Raw genomic sequence first — 17,253 nt, forward strand, 5'->3', positions numbered from 1 at the left:
CAGGGCCGCGCTCCACCGGTCAGTCTTGTTGTTTCGCGAATACATAGCCCACGCCGCGCACCGTGAGGATGCGGCGCGGGTTCTTGGCGTCGGCCTCGATGGCGGCACGGATGCGGCCCATGTGCACGTCGATGGAGCGGTCGAACGCCTCCAGCTCGCGGCCGCGCACGGCCTCCATGATCTGGTCGCGCGTGAGCACGCGGCCCGCGCGCTCGGCCAGGGCCACCAGCAAATCGAACTGGTAGGAGGTGAGGTCGGCCAGCTCGCCGGACACGGTCACGGTGCGCGCGTCGCGGTCGATCTCCAGCGTGCCGAACCGCAGCACCTGCGTGGCCGCCGAGGCACCGCCGCCATCGGTGCGGCGCCGCAGGATGGCGCGGATGCGCGCCAGCAGCTCGCGCGGCTCGAAAGGCTTGGGCAGGTAGTCGTCGGCGCCCAGCTCCAGGCCGATGATCCGGTCCATGGGGTCGCCCTTGGCGGTGAGCATGAGCACCGGCACCTGCGCCGCGCTGCCCTGCAGCGAGCGGATGCGGCGGCACACCTCCAGCCCGTCCATGTCGGGCAGCATGAGGTCCAGGATCACGAGGTCGGGCAACGGCCCGGCGTCCGGCCCCTGCAGCTGCGCCAGGCCGCTCTTGCCGTCCGCGCGGTGCGTGACCTGCAGGCCCGACTGGCCCAGGTACTCGCCCACCATCTGCGCGAGGCGGGCGTCGTCTTCGATCATCAGCAGTTGGGAGCTCATGGGGGCAGTGTAGTGGGAGGCCTGGACAGAGCCCCCATGCTCGCGCGCGGGCGTCTCCCCGTGTTGAAGCCTCCGTAAAGTTGCGGTAAACCGCCGGGGGTGAAAAGCAGGCGGCTGCTATAAATTAGATAGCTATTCGCGAATTGCCATCAAGCGCCAGAGGCTGTTTTCACCCGGGATGCCAGCCACACCAGCACCAGCACCGGCAACCCCAGCATCGCGGTGGCCGTGAAGAAGTGCGCGTAGCCGAAGGCATTCACGTAGTCGCCCGAGAACCCCGCCACGAACTTCGGGGCAAGCAGCATCATGGAGCTGAACAGCGCGTACTGCGTGGCCGAGTAGCTCACGTTGGTCAGGCTCGACAGGTAGGCGATGAACGCCGCCGACGCGATGCCGCTGGCCAGGTTGTCGGCCGACACCACGGCGATGAGCGCCGTCACGTCGTGCCCGTGGCCCGCCAGCCAGGCGAACAGCAGGTTGCTCGCGGCGCTCAGGATGGCGCCCAGCATCAGGATGCGCATCACGCCAAACCGCATCGACAGCACGCCGCCCACGAAGGCGCCCGCCAGCGTCATGATCACGCCGTACACCTTGGTCACGGCGGCCACCTCGTCCTTGGTGAAGCCCATGTCCACATAGAACGGGTTGGCCATGATGCCCATCACCACGTCGCTGATGCGATAGACGGCGATGAGCGCCAGGATCAGCGCCGCGTGCCAGCCGTAGCGGCGCAGGAAGTCGGCGAAGGGCTCCACCATGGCGCCCTGGATCCACTCGGCCGCGTTTCTGGCCGGGGGCAGTTGCACGGGCGCGGGCTCGCGCGAGAACAGCACGGTGACCACGCCCACCGCCATCGACGCCGCCATGGCCAGGTAGGCCGCCTGCCAGGCGCCGTTCTGGTACGCGGCCGCGCCTTGCGCCACCACCTGCCCCACCGCAGGGGCCACTTCGGAGCGCGCCGCAATCCACAACACGCCCGCACCGGCCCAGATCATGGCCAGGCGGTAGCCCGTCTGGTACGAGGCCGCCAGCGCCGCCTGGTGATTGGCGTCGGCCGATTCGATGCGGAACGCATCGAGCGCGATGTCCTGCGTGGCCGAGCCGAACGCCACCGCCAGCGCGCACCACACGATGGGTCCGAGCGTCTGGCGCGGGTCGGCCAGCGCCATGCCGATGAGTCCGCCCACGATGAGCGCCTGCGACAGCAGCAGCCAGCTGCGCCGCCGTCCCAAGGCCCGGGTGAGCAGCGGGATCGGCATGCGGTCCACCAGCGGCGCCCACACCCACTTGAAACCGTAGGCCAGGCCCACCCAGCTCAGGTACCCGATGGTGCTGCGGTCGATGCCCGCCTCGCGCAGGCGGAACGAGAGCGTGCCCAGCACCAGCAGCAGCGGCAGCCCGGCGGAGAACCCGAGCGTGAGCATGCGCAGGCTGGCGGGCTCCAGGTACACGCGCAGGGTCTGCAGCCAGGGCGTGCGCGCGGACTTTTCGGGGCTGTGGCCGGGGGGGGAGGAAGTGGATGTGTCTGACATGGGGGGCGGAGGTTTTGTCTATCATCGCCGACACCCTTGCAGCCCGGCCTGCCAGCCTCCATCTGGCGACAAGCCCTGGTGTGTGGTGCGCCAGCGCTGCTTATTATTCCTTCAGGGATTGCCTGTATGTGCCTTTTCTGCCCCGCTCCCTCCGTTGCACCGTCGTCCCCGTGGTCGGCGCGCCGTGCGTTCCTGCTGGCGGCCGGCGCCACTGCCGCCGCGCCGGTGCTCGCGCAGGTGGACGTGGGCACGGCGTCCAGCCTGCGCAAGCTGGTGCCCGCCGAGACGCTGGAAAACTCGGCCGCGCAGCAGTACCAGCAGATGCTGCAGCAGGCCAAGGCCAAGCGCGCGCTGGCGCCCGAGGGGCACCCGCAGCTGCAGCGCCTGCACGCCATCGCCAAGCGGCTGATCCCGTACGCCGCGCCGTGGAACGACCGCGCCAGGCAGTGGCGCTGGGAGGTCAATCTCATCGGCAGCCAGCAGATCAACGCGTTCTGCATGCCCGGCGGCAAGATCGCGTTCTACACCGGCATCCTGGACCAGCTCAAGCTCACCGACGACGAGGCCGCGATGATCATGGGCCACGAAATGGCCCATGCGCTGCGCGAACATGCGCGCGAGCGCATCGCCAAGACGCAGGGCACCAACCTCGCGCTGCGGCTGGGCTCGCAGCTGCTGGGCCTGGGCGACCTGGGCCAGGCGGCCGCCGGCCTGGGCGGGCAGCTGCTCACGCTGCAGTTCAGCCGCTCGGACGAGAGCGAGGCCGACCTGGTGGGCCTGGAGCTGGCCGCCCGCGCGGGCTACCAGCCCTCGGCCGCCGTGAGCCTGTGGAAGAAGATGGGCAATGCCAGCGGCAGCAAGCAGGGCGGGCTGGCGTTCCTGTCCACCCACCCCTCGGGTCCCGCGCGCATCCATGAGCTGGAGCTGAACGTGCCCAAGGTGCAGGGCCTGTACGAGGCGGCGCGACGCAACGGCTGAGGCGCCGGGCGGCCCCCGGGGCCGGGTGCTGGCGCCGCGTTGCTATTAAAATGGTAGCTGTCTGCGCTTGCCCATCAAGCGCCAGCTGCCTTTTTTGTGCCCTGCCCCGCTCGGCATGGACGTTGGCCTCAGGCCACGCTCACGCGGTTGCGGCCCGCGTGCTTGGCTTCGTAGAGCGCCTTGTCGGCGCGCACGATGGCGGCCTGCAGGTCGTCCGCGCCATGCACCTGCGCCACGCCAAACGACATGGTGAGCGACAGGGGCGCGGGGCCGACCTCCATCGGCGTTGCTTGCACCGCGGCGCGGATGCGTTCGGCCGTGGCGCAGGCGGCATCGAGCGGGCTGGCGGGCATCAGCGCCAGGAACTCCTCGCCGCCCCAGCGGGCGAGCACGTCGCCTTCGCGCAGGCTCTGGCTGAGCGTGCGGGCCATGGCCACCAGCACCTCGTCGCCCACGGCATGGCCGTACTGGTCGTTCACGCGCTTGAAGTGGTCCACGTCGCACAGCAGCAGGGCGATGGGCGTGCCGTCGCGCTGGCCGCGGGCCAGCGTGTGGGCGGCCAGCGCCTCGAAGTGGCTGCGGTTGTTCAGGCCGGTCAGCGGGTCCAGCGTGGCCTGCTTGCGCAGCCGGCCCTCGGCGATGAGGATGGTGCGGCGGTAGAACGCCGCCAGCGCCGCCGACATCGCGAACACCAGGCAGATGTGGATCCAGTTGACGATCTTCACGCTCAGGGGCGGCAGGGGGGCCAGCGGCCCCAGGTGGTCGCACAGCACCTGCAGGCCCAGGTAGTACGCCAGCAGCGCGATCACCATGGGCGCCGCGAAGCCGCGCGTGTTGGCGATCACGATGGCCGGAATGAACAGCAGCAGGTAGTAGTGAAAGCCGCTGTTCCAGCCGATGAGCAGCGAGCCCAGTGCCGCGTGGCCCACCACCTCCAGCCAGATCAGCGCCAGCGCGGCCGCGTTGTAGCGCGACTGGATGAGCCGGTAGGCTCCCAGGTACATCGCGATGCTCACCAGGTTGACGGCCGCCAGCGGCAGCGACCCCAGCCACAGGAACAGCACGATGTAGCCGCCGTCGATGGCCGCCGCCGTGAGCGCCACGCGCTGCACCATGGCCCAGTAGGCCTTGCCCGCCAGGCTGGAGCCGCGCTGCGGGATGGCGAACGGGCGGGGCGGGCGGGGCTCGGGGCGGGCGGATGCGGAATGTGCCATGGCGGGCAGGGGCCTCGCCGGTGTTCGGGCACCGGTGCGGCGCGATAACAAAATGTCACATTCTAGGAAGCGCCTGCGCTGCCCATCGTCCGATGTGGGCGGCAGGCGGGCCGCAATTGGGGCTTAAGGGGCGGGGGGCGCCGTGCCAGCCGCCGGCGCACTGACGGTTTGCACGGGCTGCCAGTCCACGGCCATGGGGCTCTTGCGCGAGAACAGCTCCACGTGCGAGTCGATCGCGAACTGCACCCGGTCCAGGCTGGCCTGGTCGTCGGCGCTGCAGTCGAAGTGCAGCGCCGCGCCATCGGCCCGCAGCAGGCACAGGCCCCAGGGAAAGTGGGCCTGGCCCTGGTGCTCGTCATACGTCACGGTGATCTTGCGCGTGAAGTGGTAGCACAGGCGCTGCAGGTAGCGGCTGGCGTCGGGCGTGGGCACATGGCCCTGGCGTCGCATCATGGGAAGGGGCTGGTTGTGGTCATGGAAGAAGCGGCATCCAGCGGCAGCGCGGCGTCGGCCAGCACCAGCAGGTTGCCTTGCGAGCAGCGCTCCACGCGGGCCTGGACGCCATAGGCGCGCCGCAGCAGCGCGGGGGTCAGCAGCGGGGCCGGCGCGCCGGCGGCCAGCACGCCGCCGCCGCCCAGCACCAGCACCTGCTGGCAAAAGCGCAGCGCCAGGTTCAGGTCGTGCACGGCCACCAGGCCCACGGTGCCCTGCTGCTGCACCAGGTCGCGCACGGCCTGCAGCACCTGCAGCTGCCAGCGCAGGTCGAGCGCGCTGGTGGGCTCGTCCAGCAGCAGCAGGCGCGGCGCGCGCACGATGGCCTGCGCCAGCCCCACCATCTGGCGCTGCCCGCCCGAGAGTTCATCGAGCCGGCGCAGCGCCAGCGCCTGCAGCCCCAGCGATGCCACGACGGATTCGATGGCCGCCTCGCGCCGGGCGGCGCTCCAGTCGCTGCGCCCGGCGCGCAGGGCGCTGTGCCAGGTCTCGTAGGCCACGAGCGAGGTGCTCTGGGGCAGCGCCTGCGGCAGGTAGCCCACGCGGCGCAGGCGCTCGCGGGGCGGCAGGGTGGCCAGGTCCGTGCCCTCGAGCCACACGCGGCCCTGCGCCGGCCGCAGCCCGGCCACGGCCTTGAGCAGCGTGGACTTGCCCACCGCGTTGGGCCCCACCACGGCCACCAGCGTGCCGGCGGGCACGGCAGGCAGGTCCACGCCCTGCAGCACGGGCCGGCCGGGGTAGCCGGCGGTGAGTTGTTCGAGGGTCAGGCCGGTTGTCATATCAAGCCTCCATGGCGCTACGCACCCTCAGCAGCCAATGAAACTGACGCGGCCCGGGCCAGCGCCCCCGCGCAAGGGCCGTTCCGCCGCGCTGGGGGCGTCCTCCTCCCGCGTCGCGCAGCAATGTGGGAGAGGGGGAAGACGCGCAGCGGCTCAGGGGGTGCTTCATGTGGCCCTTCTCTGGCGCAGCACCAGCACCATGAACAGCGGCACGCCCACCAGCGCGGTGATGATGCCGATGGGCAGCACCACGCCGGGCACCAGCGCCTTGCTGAGGATGGACGCGAGCGACAGCATCAGCGCCCCGGCCAGCGCGCTGCCGGGCAGGTAGTAGCGGTGGTCCTCGCCCAGCAGCATGCGCGCGATGTGCGGCCCCACCAGGCCCACGAAGCCGATGGTGCCCACGAACGACAGGGCGGTGGCCGCCAGCAGGCTCACGCGCAGCAGCGTGACCAGGCGCAGCCGCTCCACCCCGATGCCGAAGCTGCGCGCCTGGTCCTCGCCCGCGCGCAGCGCCGTGAGGGCCCAGGCCTGGCGCGCCGACCAGAGCATGCACAGCGCGAGCACGTTGCCCACGATGCCGATCTTGGTCCAGGTGGCGCGGCCCAGGCTGCCCATGGTCCAGAACACGATCTGCTGCAGCGCGTTGCTGTCGGCGATGAACTGCAGCAGCCACAGCAGGGCCTCGAAGCTGAACAGCAGCGCGATGCCGAACAGCACCACGGTGTCCACCGTGGCGCCCTGGCGCCAGGCCAGCAACTGGATCAGCGCCGTGGCGCTGGCCGCGCCCGCGAAGGCGCACAGCGGCACGGCCAGGTTCTCGCCCCAGGCCACGAGCGTGAAGCCCGTGACCACGGCGGCCGAAGCGCCCACGGCCGCCGCCGCCGACACCCCGAGCGTGAACGGGCTGGCCAGCGGGTTGTTGAGCGCGGTCTGCATCTCGGCCCCCGCCAGGCCCAGGCTGGCGCCCACCAGCACGGCCATCACCGCGTAGGGCAGGCGCACTTCCCACAGGATGACCTGCTGCGCCTGCGGCAGGCTGGCGGGGGCGAACAGGCCCCGCAGCACGTCGGCGAACGCGAAGGTGGAGGGGCCGAGCGCGATGTCGGCCACCACGCTGGCGCACAGCACGGCGAGCAGGGCGGCCAGCAGCAGCAGGCGCAGGCGCACGAAGTGCTGGTAGCGCCGCGCCAGCGAACCAGCGCGGGCCGCGTCCAGGGGCTGCGGCAAGGGAGACGGGGCGGCGGGGTTCAACGAAGGCAGTTCCGGGGCTGGGCGTGTGGGGTGCGAGAGGGTTCCATGGCGCGGGGCGGCGGTTTTCAGCGGGGCTGCTGGGCCCATGCCAGGGCGTCGATGAGCCCCGGCGCCATGGCGCCGCCATGGTCCACGCTGGGCAATATGCCCATGTGGACGCGCAGTTCGGGCCAGTGCAAGGCCTCCAGCTGGTCCGCCAGCGCCTGCGTGCGTTCGATCATGCGGCGTTCGTGCTGCACGGCGGCGCGCGCCGCGGTGGGAGCGGCCCGGGGCTGCTCCAGGCTGCCCACGCGCAGCTGCAGCCGGGCCCGGAAGGGGCGCGGCGCCGTCGCGTGCGCCTGCATGAACTGCGATGCCGTCTGCAGCACCTGCGCGCCGTTCCACCACACCGACGGGCTGGTGGCCGCATACCGGGTGAACAGCGCGGGGCGCGTGAACAGCGCGTGCAGCACCAGCAGGCCGCCGAACGAGTGCCCGCTCAGCGCCTGGCGCTGCGGGTCGATGGCAAACGCCCGCGCCACGCGCGGCTGCAGCTCGCGCGCGATGAAGTCGAGCAGGATGTCCGCGCCGCCGGCCTCGGGCGTGGCCGAGCGGCCGGGCGCGGGCGGCGTGTAGTCGCGCTGGCGTTGCGCGGGGTGGACCACGGCATCGCCGGGGTGGCCGATGCCCACGACGATGGCGCTGTCCGCGCGCATCTGCGCGGGGCGCGCGGCCTCATTGCGGGCCAGCTGGGCCGCGAGCGCAAAGGCGGCATTGCCGTCGAGCACATACAGCACGGGGTGTCCGGTGGCGGGCGCGGGGCCGGCGGGCTTCTGCACCCAGATGCGCCAGACGCGGCCGCTCGCCGGGTCGCGCAGGTCCAGCTGGTGCGTGTCCGGCAGCCGCGCGGGGCCCGCCTGCAGCAGGGACGCCTCTGGCGCGCCGCTGGCGCAGCCCGCCAGCCACAGGCTGGCACCAGAGGCCAGCAGCGCGCGGCGGCGGGTGTCGCGGGGCATGGGCATGGAGCGCATCAGAGGCTGGTCCAGTACACGCCCGTCAGCGGGATGGGCTGGAAGCGGGTGAACATCGTCTGCAGGGTGTCGCGCGGGTCCAGGTCGGCAAACAGCTCGGGGTGCAGCCATTTGGCGAACACCTGCACCGCCACGACGTTGAAGGGCGAGTTGTAGTAGTGGTGCCAGATGGCATGCGCGCGGCCGGGCTGCTGCACGGCCTGCAGCTGGGCGATGCCCCGGCGCTGCGTGGCGCGCGCCAGCGAGGCGCGGGCGGCCTCGGGCGTGGCGTCGGCGCCCAGCACGATGCGCAGGGGGGATTTCTCGGCCGTGGCCATGCTGCCGATGCCGGTGCCGATGTACAGCTGGGGCTGCGTGGCGATCAGGAATTCGGGGTTGAGCGTGCCGTGCTCGCCCGGAATGCGACCGCGCGCCACATTCTGGGCCCCGGCGGCATCCAGCAGCACGCCCACCAGGCCGACCATGGTGGCGCAGCACTCATCGGCCAGGCCCACGCGGTTCTCCAGGAACACGCCGGGGTGCCGCGTGCCGGCCGGCAGGGTGCGCAGGCGGGCTTCCACGCGGTCGAGCTGGGCCCGCCAATAGGTGTTGAACGCCTGGGCCTCCTGGCGCTTGCCCAGCACGGCGCCCAGCAGCTCCATGCTGCGCGCCGTGTTGCGGAGCGGGTCGTGGCGGAAGTCGACGAACACCACGGCCACGCCGGCCGCCTCCAGGCGGGCCAGCGTTTCGCGGTCGTTCTTGCTCGGGCCGTGGCCACCCGCCAGCCCCAGGATGGCGACCTGCGGACGCAGCGCGATGGCCTGTTCGTCGCTGAAGCTGCCGCTGCTGTTGCGGCCCACGCGCGGCACCTTGTCGATCTGCGGGAAACGGCCGCGCCACTGCGCATAGCCGGCGGCATCCAGCGTCTCGTAGTCGCCCATCATGCCCACCAGGCGGCGGGCCACGTCGTCGCGCTCGAACACGCCCAGCGCGGGCAGCAGCCGGCCTTCGCCCAGCAGGATGCGCTCCACCTTGGCCGGCAGGGTGACGGCGCGGCCCGCCAGGTCGGTCACGGTCTGCGTGCCCCCCTGCGCGCGCGTGGGCGAGGCACCCAGGACCAGGGCGCAGAGCAGGGCCGCCAGTGGCGCCCAGGGGCAAAAACGGATCAGGGGCATGGGAGGGACGGTGTGCGGGCGACCATCGGCGGCGGACGGTTCAATGGCCAATATTGAGAATCATTTGCATTTATTATGCCGACTTGCTAGCATCCCATGCCCCGGTGCCCGCCGTGTTTGCCAAGCGGAGAAAAACCTTTGCGCAAACGCCAGGCCCCGGGTTCCACGCGCCGTGGTGCATTGCCGTCCGCTGCCCCTGCCGCTTTTTCGCCGTCACACCTGCCTGCCCATGTCTGTCGTCAGCCCCTTGAGTGTGCTGTCCGCCGCGCCCGCGTCGGACGGCATGCAGGCGTCGCTGCAGCGCCATCTGCAGCGCCTGCGCGTGCTGCGTCCGGGCCTGCACCTGCACGCGGACGATGCGGCCGATGCGCAGGATTTCACGGCCAGCGGCGAGATGGAGACGGGCCTGCGCATCGTGGTGCTGCTGGAGGGCTCGGTGGACGTGAGCTATGGGCCGCGCCGCGTGGCGCTGTCGAGCGCGGCGGACCACGCCCGCCAGTCCCACGATGCAGGCCTGGCCAGCCTGCCGCGCGCCCTGCTGGTGTCGGTGGCGGAGCCGGAGCGCTTCGAGCGCCGCGCCCGCAAGGGCGCGTATGCGCGCCGGGTGAGCGTGGGCCTGGGCGGCGAATGGCTGGAGCAGGTGGCCGGCCCGTCGGCCTCCGGCGCCATCGAGGCCTTCCGCCGCCAGCACTTGGCCATGCACCACTGGCAGCCCTCGGCGCGCATCGCCGCCCTGGCCGAGCAGATCACCCATGCGCCGGACCTGAGCCCCCTGCTGCTGCACCTGTACCTGGAGAGCCGCGCGCTGGAGCTGGTGGGCGAGGCGCTGGGCAGCCTGGCGCAGCACGCCACCGGGCCCGCGCCCGCGCCCGCGCCGGCACCTGCTCCCGCGCCCACCGGGCTGCGGCTGCTGCCCCACGAGCACCGGCGCATGCGGGCGCTGCATGCCTTCCTGCAGACCGACGGGGCCATGGACCTGTCGCTCGATGCCCTGGCGCGCCAGGCCGGCACCAACGCGAACACGCTGCAGCGGCACTTTCGGGCGGTGTACGGCACGACGGTGTTTGACTTCGTGCGCGAAAGCCGCCTGCAGCGCGCCCGCAAGGCCCTGGAGCAGGAGGGCCTGACCGTGGGCCAGGCGGCGCTGGTGGCGGGCTACAACAGCGCCGCCAACTTCGCCACGGCCTACCGCAAGCGCTTTGGCATGCCTCCCAAGCTGGCGCGAGTGAGGGTCTGAAACCCGCCGGGCCGCCTCGCGGCTCCCCCGGTCCTGGCAAGGCCCGTTCCACGGCGGCCCTGGCGGGGCCGCGGCAAACGTCTTTGTTGGGCGTGCAAACACAGGGCGGCGGGCTGCGTGAAATCATCGCTCCCATGCCGGGTGGAACCAGCCGGCACGCCTTGCAACACGTTCCGGGCACCGCGCCTGGATGGCTTCCTCGCGGAGCCACTGCGCGCCCTGAGTGAAATCGCATTCATTCCTGTTTGCAATCCGTTGGCGAGGCGGACTCCCTTCTCCTTCGTTTTTGATTCAGGACTTCTATGCAGACTCGCCGCCCATCCCCGGGTGTCCCCCGGGCACATCCTTTTGCCTTGCGCCAGGTCGCCCAGGCCTGCGCGTGGACCTTGCTGGCGGGTGCCGGCGCGGCCCTGGCGCAGCAGAACGCGCCCGCCCCGTCCGCCACGCTGCTGCGGGAAGTCACGGTGAATGCGGCCGCCGAGACTCCCGACAGCCTGCCAGCCGCGGCCCCGGGCGGCCAGGTCGCCAGGGGCACGCGGCTGGGCGTGCTCGGCAACGTGGGGGTCATGGACACGCCGTTCAACATGACGGGCTACACCGCCGAAGGCATCGCCGACCAGCAGGCGCAGACCGTGGGCGCGGTGCTCAAGAACGACCCTTCGGTGCGCACCACCACCAACGAAGGCCACATCGTCGAGAACTTCATCATCCGGGGCTTCGGCGTGGGCGCCGGCTCGCTGGCCATCAACGGTGCCTATGGCCTGGCGCCCGAGCAGAACACGCCCACCGAGATGTTCGAGCGCGTGGAGGTGCTCAAGGGCCCCGGCGCCATGATGATGGGCCTGCCCCCCGCGGGCGACGTGGGCGGCGCGATCAACCTCGTGCCCAAGCGCGCGGGCAAGGAGCCGCTCACGCGCGTGACCACCACCTATTCGTCCCAATCCAACGTGGGCGCGCACGCCGACGTGTCGCGCCGCTTCGGCGGGGAACAGCGCCTGGGCGTGCGCGTCAATGGCGTGCTGTCGGGCGGCGAGACCTGGCTCGACCACCAGACCAAGGCGCGCGAGATCGGCCACCTGGCGCTGGACTACCAGGGCGAGGGCTGGAACGTGGAGGCCGATGCCTATTCGCTCAGGAACAAGGTGCGCAAGGGCTCGCCCATGCAGCCTATCATCGCGGGCTGGACCACGGTGCCCAAGGCGCCCGACGGCGCCACCAACTTCTTCTACGGCGAGGGCGTGTACAGCAACACGCAGACCCAGGGCCTCATCGTGCGCGGCCAGGCGAAGATCAACGCGGGCTGGACGGCGTTTGCCTCGGCGGGCAAGGCCGAGCATTCCTACGACGGCTTCATCTTCGGCACCCGCCCGGTGTGGACGGCGGCGAACGCGGCCTCGGGCAACGCCACGGGCACGGCCTACAACTCCTGGGGCGAGTACGGCACCACCACGGCCGAGCTGGGCCTGCGCGGCCAGTTCGGCACCGGCGCCGTGGCGCACAGGCTGACCCTGGCCGCCAACGTGATGAATTACGAAGGCGGCAGCCGCGGCAACGGCACGGCGCCCATCAACAGCAACATCTACCACCCCACGCCCATCACCATGCCGGCCGGGGCGGCGGCATCGACCTACAGCAAGATGAACGATGACGCGATGACGGCGCTGAGCGCGGTCGACACGCTGTCGTTCGCCGACGACCAGGTGCAGCTCACCCTGGGCCTGCGCGCGCAGCGGGTGCACCAAAAGCTCAACAAGTACAAGGAGAGCGCCGTGACGCCGCTGGTGGGCGTGGTGGCCAAGCCCTGGGGCGAGACCGTTGCGCTGTACGGCAACTACGTGGAAGGCCTGAGCGCGGGCACGACCGTGAAGGCGCCCTATGCCAACGAAGGCCAGACCTTCGCGCCGTACAAGAGCAAGCAGGTGGAGGTCGGCGTGAAGTGGGTGAGCGGCAGCCTGACGCAGACCGTGAGCCTGTTCCAGATCAGCAAGCCCGCCCTGATCGAGCAAGACAACCGCCAGGTGCTCGACGGCGAGCAGCGCAACCGGGGCGTGGAGTGGAACGTGTTCGGACAGTTGGCCCCGGCGCTTTCCCTGCTGGGCGGCGTGGCCTACACCGAGGCCGACCAGACCCGGACGAACAAGGGCGTGAACCAGGGCCGCGCGCAGTTCGGCGTGCCCCGGCTCACCCTGAACCTGGGTGCCGACTGGGCGGTTCCCGGCGTGCAGGGCCTGTCGGTGAACGGCCGCGTGAACCACACCGGTTCGCAATGGCTCACGGGCGACAACAGCGTGAAGCTGCCGTCCTGGACCACCCTGGACGTGGGCGCCCGCTATGCCACGCGTCTTGGCGCGCAACCGGTGGTGCTGCGCGCCACGGTGACCAACCTCGCCAACCGCGCGTATTTCGAGAGCATCTGGGGCGCGGGCCGGGTGAACGTGGGCGCGCCGCGCGCCGTGCGCCTGTCGGCCTCGTTCGACTTCTGATCCCGGCGAAGCACGGCGCGAGCGAAGCAACCCCGCCACGGGGTCTGGCGTGTGTCCTGGTGGGCACGCCAGGCGCCTGTGGTGGGGCTGGTTATGCTATTAATATAGTAGCTATTAGCGCTTGATGGATAGGCGCTGGCGGCCAAAAACATCCAAAACACCAAGACTTCCGTCGGCACGGCATGCAAGCCGGGCCACGGGCCGCGCGCCGCCGCGGGGCTGTCCAGCGGGGCTCAGGTACCGCCCACGTAGGGATTGCTCTGGCGCTCCCGCCCGAACGTGCTCCCGGGCCCGTGGCCGGGAATGAACACCGTCTGATCTCCCATCGGCCACTGTTGTGACAACGTGAGGCCCAGGCTCCGAACCTCCGTGAACAGCAGGTCCAGGTTGCTCACGGGGTCCATCATGACGACCTGGTGGGGTGTTGCTGACAGAGATAGGCAGTTGCAAACAGGGATTGACGATCTCGCGGGGCCGCGCTGGAGCACCATCAGGATGCCGTGGATGCTTGGGGGCGTCGCATGGGCCCGTGCCCAGGCAAGCCGCCGGAGGATGTTGTGCCACGTCGGGCATGCCCGCACGCAGATTTTGATACGCACAGTCAATTTGTCTGAAACTCCCAGTCAATCTGGATGTGGTTGACCCTCCTAGGATGCGATAGCTGGTCAGCGATGTTCGTCTCGCGCTCACTCCAGCCAGGAGGTACTGGCTTTCATTCGGCGCCTTCTCCCCCCAAAGACTCATTCAGGGAAGACGGTTCCAGTGAAGCCATTGCAAGCCCAGTGCACAGCGGTCTTATTTCGCATTCATCAGATCCGGCGTTCGCTGTCCCGGATTTACCAGACGCCTGGCTCCCGTTGCGGGGCCATGGCGATGATCCGCCGCTCCGTCCCGGGGGCGCTTTTGCGCTGCACCGTCGCGTTGGCCATGGTGCTGCTGTCAGGTGTTGTGCAGGCGCAGACCAACACCTGGGCTGGCAGCGGCAGCCTGGCTACCGCACGCAAAGCCCATACCGCAACAGTCCTGCCCGATGGCACCGTGCTGATTGCGGGGGGCTGGGCCTACAGCAGCAGCAACCTTGCCAGCGCCGAGTTGTATGACCCGGTCGCAGGCACCTGGAGCGCCAAAGGAAATCTAAATGCTGGACGCGCGTACCACACCGCCACCCTGCTGCCCAATGGCAAGGTGCTGGTTTCCGGTGGAGCAGGGAGCCGCGGCGCGCTTGCCGGCGCCGAACTCTACGACCTTGGCACAGGCAGTTGGAGCGCCACGGGCAGCATGTCCGGCGCACGTTTGTTCCACACCGCCACCCTGCTGGCCAATGGCAAAGTGCTTGTCGCGGGGAATGGCGCAGAGGTCTACGACCCGGCCACCGGCCAGTGGAGCACCACGGGCACCATGGTCACCACGCGCGACGCCCACACTGCCACGTTGTTGCCCAACGGCAAGGTACTCGTCGCGGGGGGGAACAACGCGGACGTTGGCTACCTTGCCACCGCTGAACTTTACGACCCGGTCACTGGCACATGGAGCGCCACAGGCACTATGACCACACCGCGTATCAGCCACACCGCCACCCTGCTGCCCAGTGGCAAAGTGCTGGTGGCTGGTGGGGGAGGCAACGGCGCGCGCTCCAGTGCCGAGCTGTACGACCCGGCCACAGGCATGTGGAGCACCACTGGCAACCTGGCCAACAAGCGCAGTTCTCAAACCGCCACGTTGCTGCACAGCGGCAAAGTGCTTGTTGCCGGAGGAGATGGCAGCACTTACCTCGCTAGCGCTGAGCTCTACGACCCCGCTACCGGCACCTGGGACACTACCAGCAGCCTGGCCACGGGCCGGGTCAGCCACACGGCCTCCCTGCTGTCCAACGGTAGAGTGCTCGTTGTAGGCGGGTGGAATACTGGCGGCTACCTCGCAAGTGCCGAGCGATACGAAGTAGGCCCTGGCGCCTGGAGGGCTACCGGCAGCATGATTGGCGGGCGCAGTGTCCACACCTCCACTTTGCTGCGCAGTGGTGAAGTGCTCGTCACCGGCGGGTTCGGCGGTGGCGGGGGTTTTCTTGCAAGCGCTGAACGGTACAACCCCGCCACAGATAGCTGGAGCCCCACGGGCAGCATGATCACCGGGCGCACTTTTCACACCGCCACCGTGCTGCCCAGCGGCAAGGTACTGGTCACTTCAGGGGTCGCGAACGGCGGTGCGCTTGCCAGCGCAGAACTTTACGATCCCGTCGCTGGCACATGGAGTGCTGCCGGCACCCTCGCCGTCGCTCGCTACAACCGCACGGCCACTCTGCTGGCCAATGGCAAGGTGCTTGTCGTGGGAGGTGAGGGCGCTGGCAGTGTCTTCACCAAAGGCGAGCTCTACGATCCCGAGACGAACCAGTGGAGTGTCACAGGCAACATGGCCGATGAGCACATTTATCACACGGCCTCCCTTCTGCCCAATGGCAAAGTGCTTGTCGCAGGTGGATACACCAGCGTCGGCATGCTCTCCAGCACTGAACTCTACGACCCCGCATCCAACGCCTGGAGCCCCGCGGGCGGCATGGCCACCTGGCGCTATTCCCACACGGCCACCCTGCTGCCCGACGGCAAGGTCATCGTCGCGGGGGGGCGGGGCGTCAGTGGCATGCCGGCCGATGCAGAACTCTACGACCCTGGCGCAAATACCTGGCGCGCCGCGGGCAGTCTGGTACGCACCCGCACAGGTCACACGGCCGCCCTGCTGCCCAGTGGCAAGGTCCTCCTCGCGGGCGGAAGCAGCGGCGATTTCGCCAGCTCTGAGCTCTACGACCCGGCCACCGCCACTTGGAGCGCCACGGGCAGCCTGAACACCGGGCGCGTCAACCACCGAGCCACCCTGCTCGCTGACGGCAGGGTTCTGGCTACAGGGGGCAGCGGCAGCTCTGACACCAGCGTCGAGCTTTATGCAACTTCTGCCCCTGCAGTGCAGACATACAGCGCCATGGTGTCCGTTCTGGTGGGTGGCGGGCCGGGCGGAGGGGGGAGCGTGGGCACGGGTGTGGGGTCGGTAGCGATCAGCGGCGGCGCGCCAGGCTGCGCGCTCGATACCACCGCCACGGGGTTCAGCAGCGCGGTGCCTTCAGGCCTGCCAGCCAACGCCAGCACGCCCGCCGGGATGTTTCGCTTCCGCTCCACAGGCTGCGCGGGCAACACGCTGACGGTGCGAATCACCTACCCCCACGCACTTCCTGCCGGGGTGCAGCTGATGAAGTATGGGCCTGCCAGCGCGGGGGCCGCCAGCAGCTGGTATCCAATGACCGGTGCAACGCTGAGTGCAGACCGGTTGACTGTGGCGTACGCGATCACCGACAACGGCATGGGCGATGGCAATACAGCCGATGCGGGGGTGATTGAAGACCCGTTCGCACCGGTGTTGCTGGCTGCGATCCCCGGCACGTCAGGCCCAGCTTCCATTCCCGCACTGAGCGAGTGGGGGCTGATCCTGTTGTCGCTGATGGCGGCTGGCCTGGGCATGCACCAGATGCGCCGTAGCAGCGCCTTCCGGTCCCGTGCCTGTGGGCGGGGGGCATAGGGCGAAATCGTAGACCTGCGTGACGGGGCATGTCCCGAGAACTTCACGTCCTTGTCGACATGCTCGCTGCGCGCCGGCGCCGCCATGGCAGGCGTCACCAGGTAGTAGCCGTTGCGCCACTGCATCCTGGGCGAAGTCCGCTGGCAGCGAAACGGCCCAGGTCAGGTATTGCCCACGTAGGGATTGCTCTGGCGCTCCCGCCCGAACGTGCTCTCGGGGCCGTGGCCGGGAATGAACACCGTCTGATCTCCCATCGGCCACAGGCGCTGCGTGATGCTGTCGATGAGCTGCTGGTGGTTGCCCTGCGGGAAGTCCGTGCGGCCGATGCTGCCTGCGAACAGCACGTCGCCCACAAACGCGCGGTCGATCTGCGGCGCGTGGAACACCACATGCCCCGGCGTGTGCCCCGGGCAGTGGCGCACGTTCAGCGTCTCGTTGCCGATCTGCACCTGGTCGCCATCGTGCAGCCAGCGCGTGGGCGTGAAGTGCTGCGCGGGCGGAAAACCAAACATCGCGCTCTGCTGCGGCAGGCCGTCGATCCAGAACTGGTCGCCCGGGTGGGGGCCCACGATGGGCAGCGAAAGCCGCTGGGCCAGCTCGCCCGTGCCGCCCGCGTGGTCGATGTGGGCGTGGGTGAGCCAGATCTGTTCGAGCGTGAGGTCAAGGCGCCGGATTTCTGCCAGCAGCACCTCCAGGTCGCCGCCAGGGTCGATCACGGCGGCGTTTTGGGTGGCGTCACACCAGACGAGGGAGCAGTTTTGCTGGAACGCAGTAACAGGGATGGTGAGGTAGCGGAGCATGGTGGGGGAGGGTGGTT

13 protein-coding genes and 1 pseudogene are annotated in these 17,253 nt (G+C 69.9%); 4 read left to right on the forward strand and 10 right to left on the reverse strand.

Going from position 1 to position 17,253, the window contains the following annotated elements:
- Positions 1-19: 19 nt before the first annotated feature.
- Together KW843_RS18660 and KW843_RS18665 are read right to left on the reverse strand one after the other, a co-directional pair.
- Complete coding sequence (locus KW843_RS18660) at positions 20-742, reverse strand: response regulator (protein WP_218296649.1); 723 nt, start codon at positions 740-742, stop codon at positions 20-22.
- Between the two features lie 149 nt (positions 743-891).
- A complete protein-coding gene (locus tag KW843_RS18665) occupies positions 892-2,274 on the reverse strand; it encodes an AmpG family muropeptide MFS transporter (RefSeq protein WP_218296650.1) in 1,383 nt (460 codons plus the stop codon).
- Between the two features lie 126 nt (positions 2,275-2,400).
- Between KW843_RS18665 and KW843_RS18670 the strand changes: the two genes are divergently transcribed.
- The gene (locus KW843_RS18670; RefSeq protein WP_218296651.1) at positions 2,401-3,252 is read left to right on the forward strand and encodes a M48 family metallopeptidase; all 852 of its coding nucleotides are present in this window, start codon (positions 2,401-2,403) and stop codon (positions 3,250-3,252) included.
- Between the two features lie 128 nt (positions 3,253-3,380).
- Here KW843_RS18670 and KW843_RS18675 read toward each other — a convergent pair whose 3' ends face one another.
- The 6 genes from KW843_RS18675 to KW843_RS18700 form a co-directional block, all read right to left on the reverse strand.
- A complete protein-coding gene (locus tag KW843_RS18675; protein WP_218296652.1) occupies positions 3,381-4,466 on the reverse strand; it encodes a GGDEF domain-containing protein in 1,086 nt (361 codons plus the stop codon).
- A gap of 123 nt (positions 4,467-4,589) precedes the next feature.
- Positions 4,590-4,919, reverse strand: coding sequence for a DUF2218 domain-containing protein (locus KW843_RS18680; protein ID WP_218296653.1), 330 nt, complete (start codon positions 4,917-4,919; stop codon positions 4,590-4,592).
- Positions 4,916-5,737, reverse strand: coding sequence for an ABC transporter ATP-binding protein (locus tag KW843_RS18685; protein WP_218296654.1), 822 nt, complete (start codon positions 5,735-5,737; stop codon positions 4,916-4,918). The genes KW843_RS18680 and KW843_RS18685 overlap by 4 nt, the downstream gene beginning before the upstream one ends.
- 165 nt (positions 5,738-5,902) lie before the next feature.
- On the reverse strand, positions 5,903-6,991 hold the full coding sequence (locus KW843_RS18690) for a FecCD family ABC transporter permease (protein ID WP_370628521.1): 1,089 nt from the start codon (positions 6,989-6,991) through the stop codon (positions 5,903-5,905).
- Positions 6,992-7,056: 65 nt separating this feature from the next.
- A complete protein-coding gene (locus KW843_RS18695; protein ID WP_218296655.1) occupies positions 7,057-7,992 on the reverse strand; it encodes an alpha/beta hydrolase in 936 nt (311 codons plus the stop codon).
- 8 nt (positions 7,993-8,000) lie between these two features.
- Entirely contained in the window at positions 8,001-9,155 is a 1,155-nt protein-coding gene (locus KW843_RS18700) for an ABC transporter substrate-binding protein (protein ID WP_218296656.1), read from the reverse strand.
- A gap of 229 nt (positions 9,156-9,384) precedes the next feature.
- Between KW843_RS18700 and KW843_RS18705 the strand changes: the two genes are divergently transcribed.
- Positions 9,385-10,392 carry an AraC family transcriptional regulator gene (locus KW843_RS18705; RefSeq protein WP_255594807.1) on the forward strand — a complete coding sequence of 336 codons (1,008 nt, stop codon included), beginning with the start codon at positions 9,385-9,387 and terminating at the stop codon, positions 10,390-10,392.
- Between the two features lie 353 nt (positions 10,393-10,745).
- Entirely contained in the window at positions 10,746-12,875 is a 2,130-nt protein-coding gene (locus tag KW843_RS18710; protein WP_255594808.1) for a TonB-dependent siderophore receptor, read from the forward strand.
- 233 nt (positions 12,876-13,108) lie between these two features.
- Here the strand turns inward: KW843_RS18710 and KW843_RS27020 are convergent.
- A pseudogene (locus KW843_RS27020) lies at positions 13,109-13,207 on the reverse strand (MBL fold metallo-hydrolase); the annotation flags it as partial.
- 535 nt (positions 13,208-13,742) lie between these two features.
- Here KW843_RS27020 and KW843_RS18720 point away from each other — a divergent pair.
- Positions 13,743-16,436 carry an IPTL-CTERM sorting domain-containing protein gene (locus tag KW843_RS18720; RefSeq protein ID WP_218296658.1) on the forward strand — a complete coding sequence of 898 codons (2,694 nt, stop codon included), beginning with the start codon at positions 13,743-13,745 and terminating at the stop codon, positions 16,434-16,436.
- A 161-nt stretch (positions 16,437-16,597) separates the two neighbouring features.
- Here KW843_RS18720 and KW843_RS18725 read toward each other — a convergent pair whose 3' ends face one another.
- A complete protein-coding gene (locus tag KW843_RS18725) occupies positions 16,598-17,236 on the reverse strand; it encodes an MBL fold metallo-hydrolase (protein WP_218296659.1) in 639 nt (212 codons plus the stop codon).
- Positions 17,237-17,253 lie beyond the last annotated feature (17 nt).

The sequence above is a fragment of the Acidovorax sp. sif1233 genome, assembly GCF_019218755.1.
Lineage (GTDB): Bacteria > Pseudomonadota > Gammaproteobacteria > Burkholderiales > Burkholderiaceae_C > Acidovorax.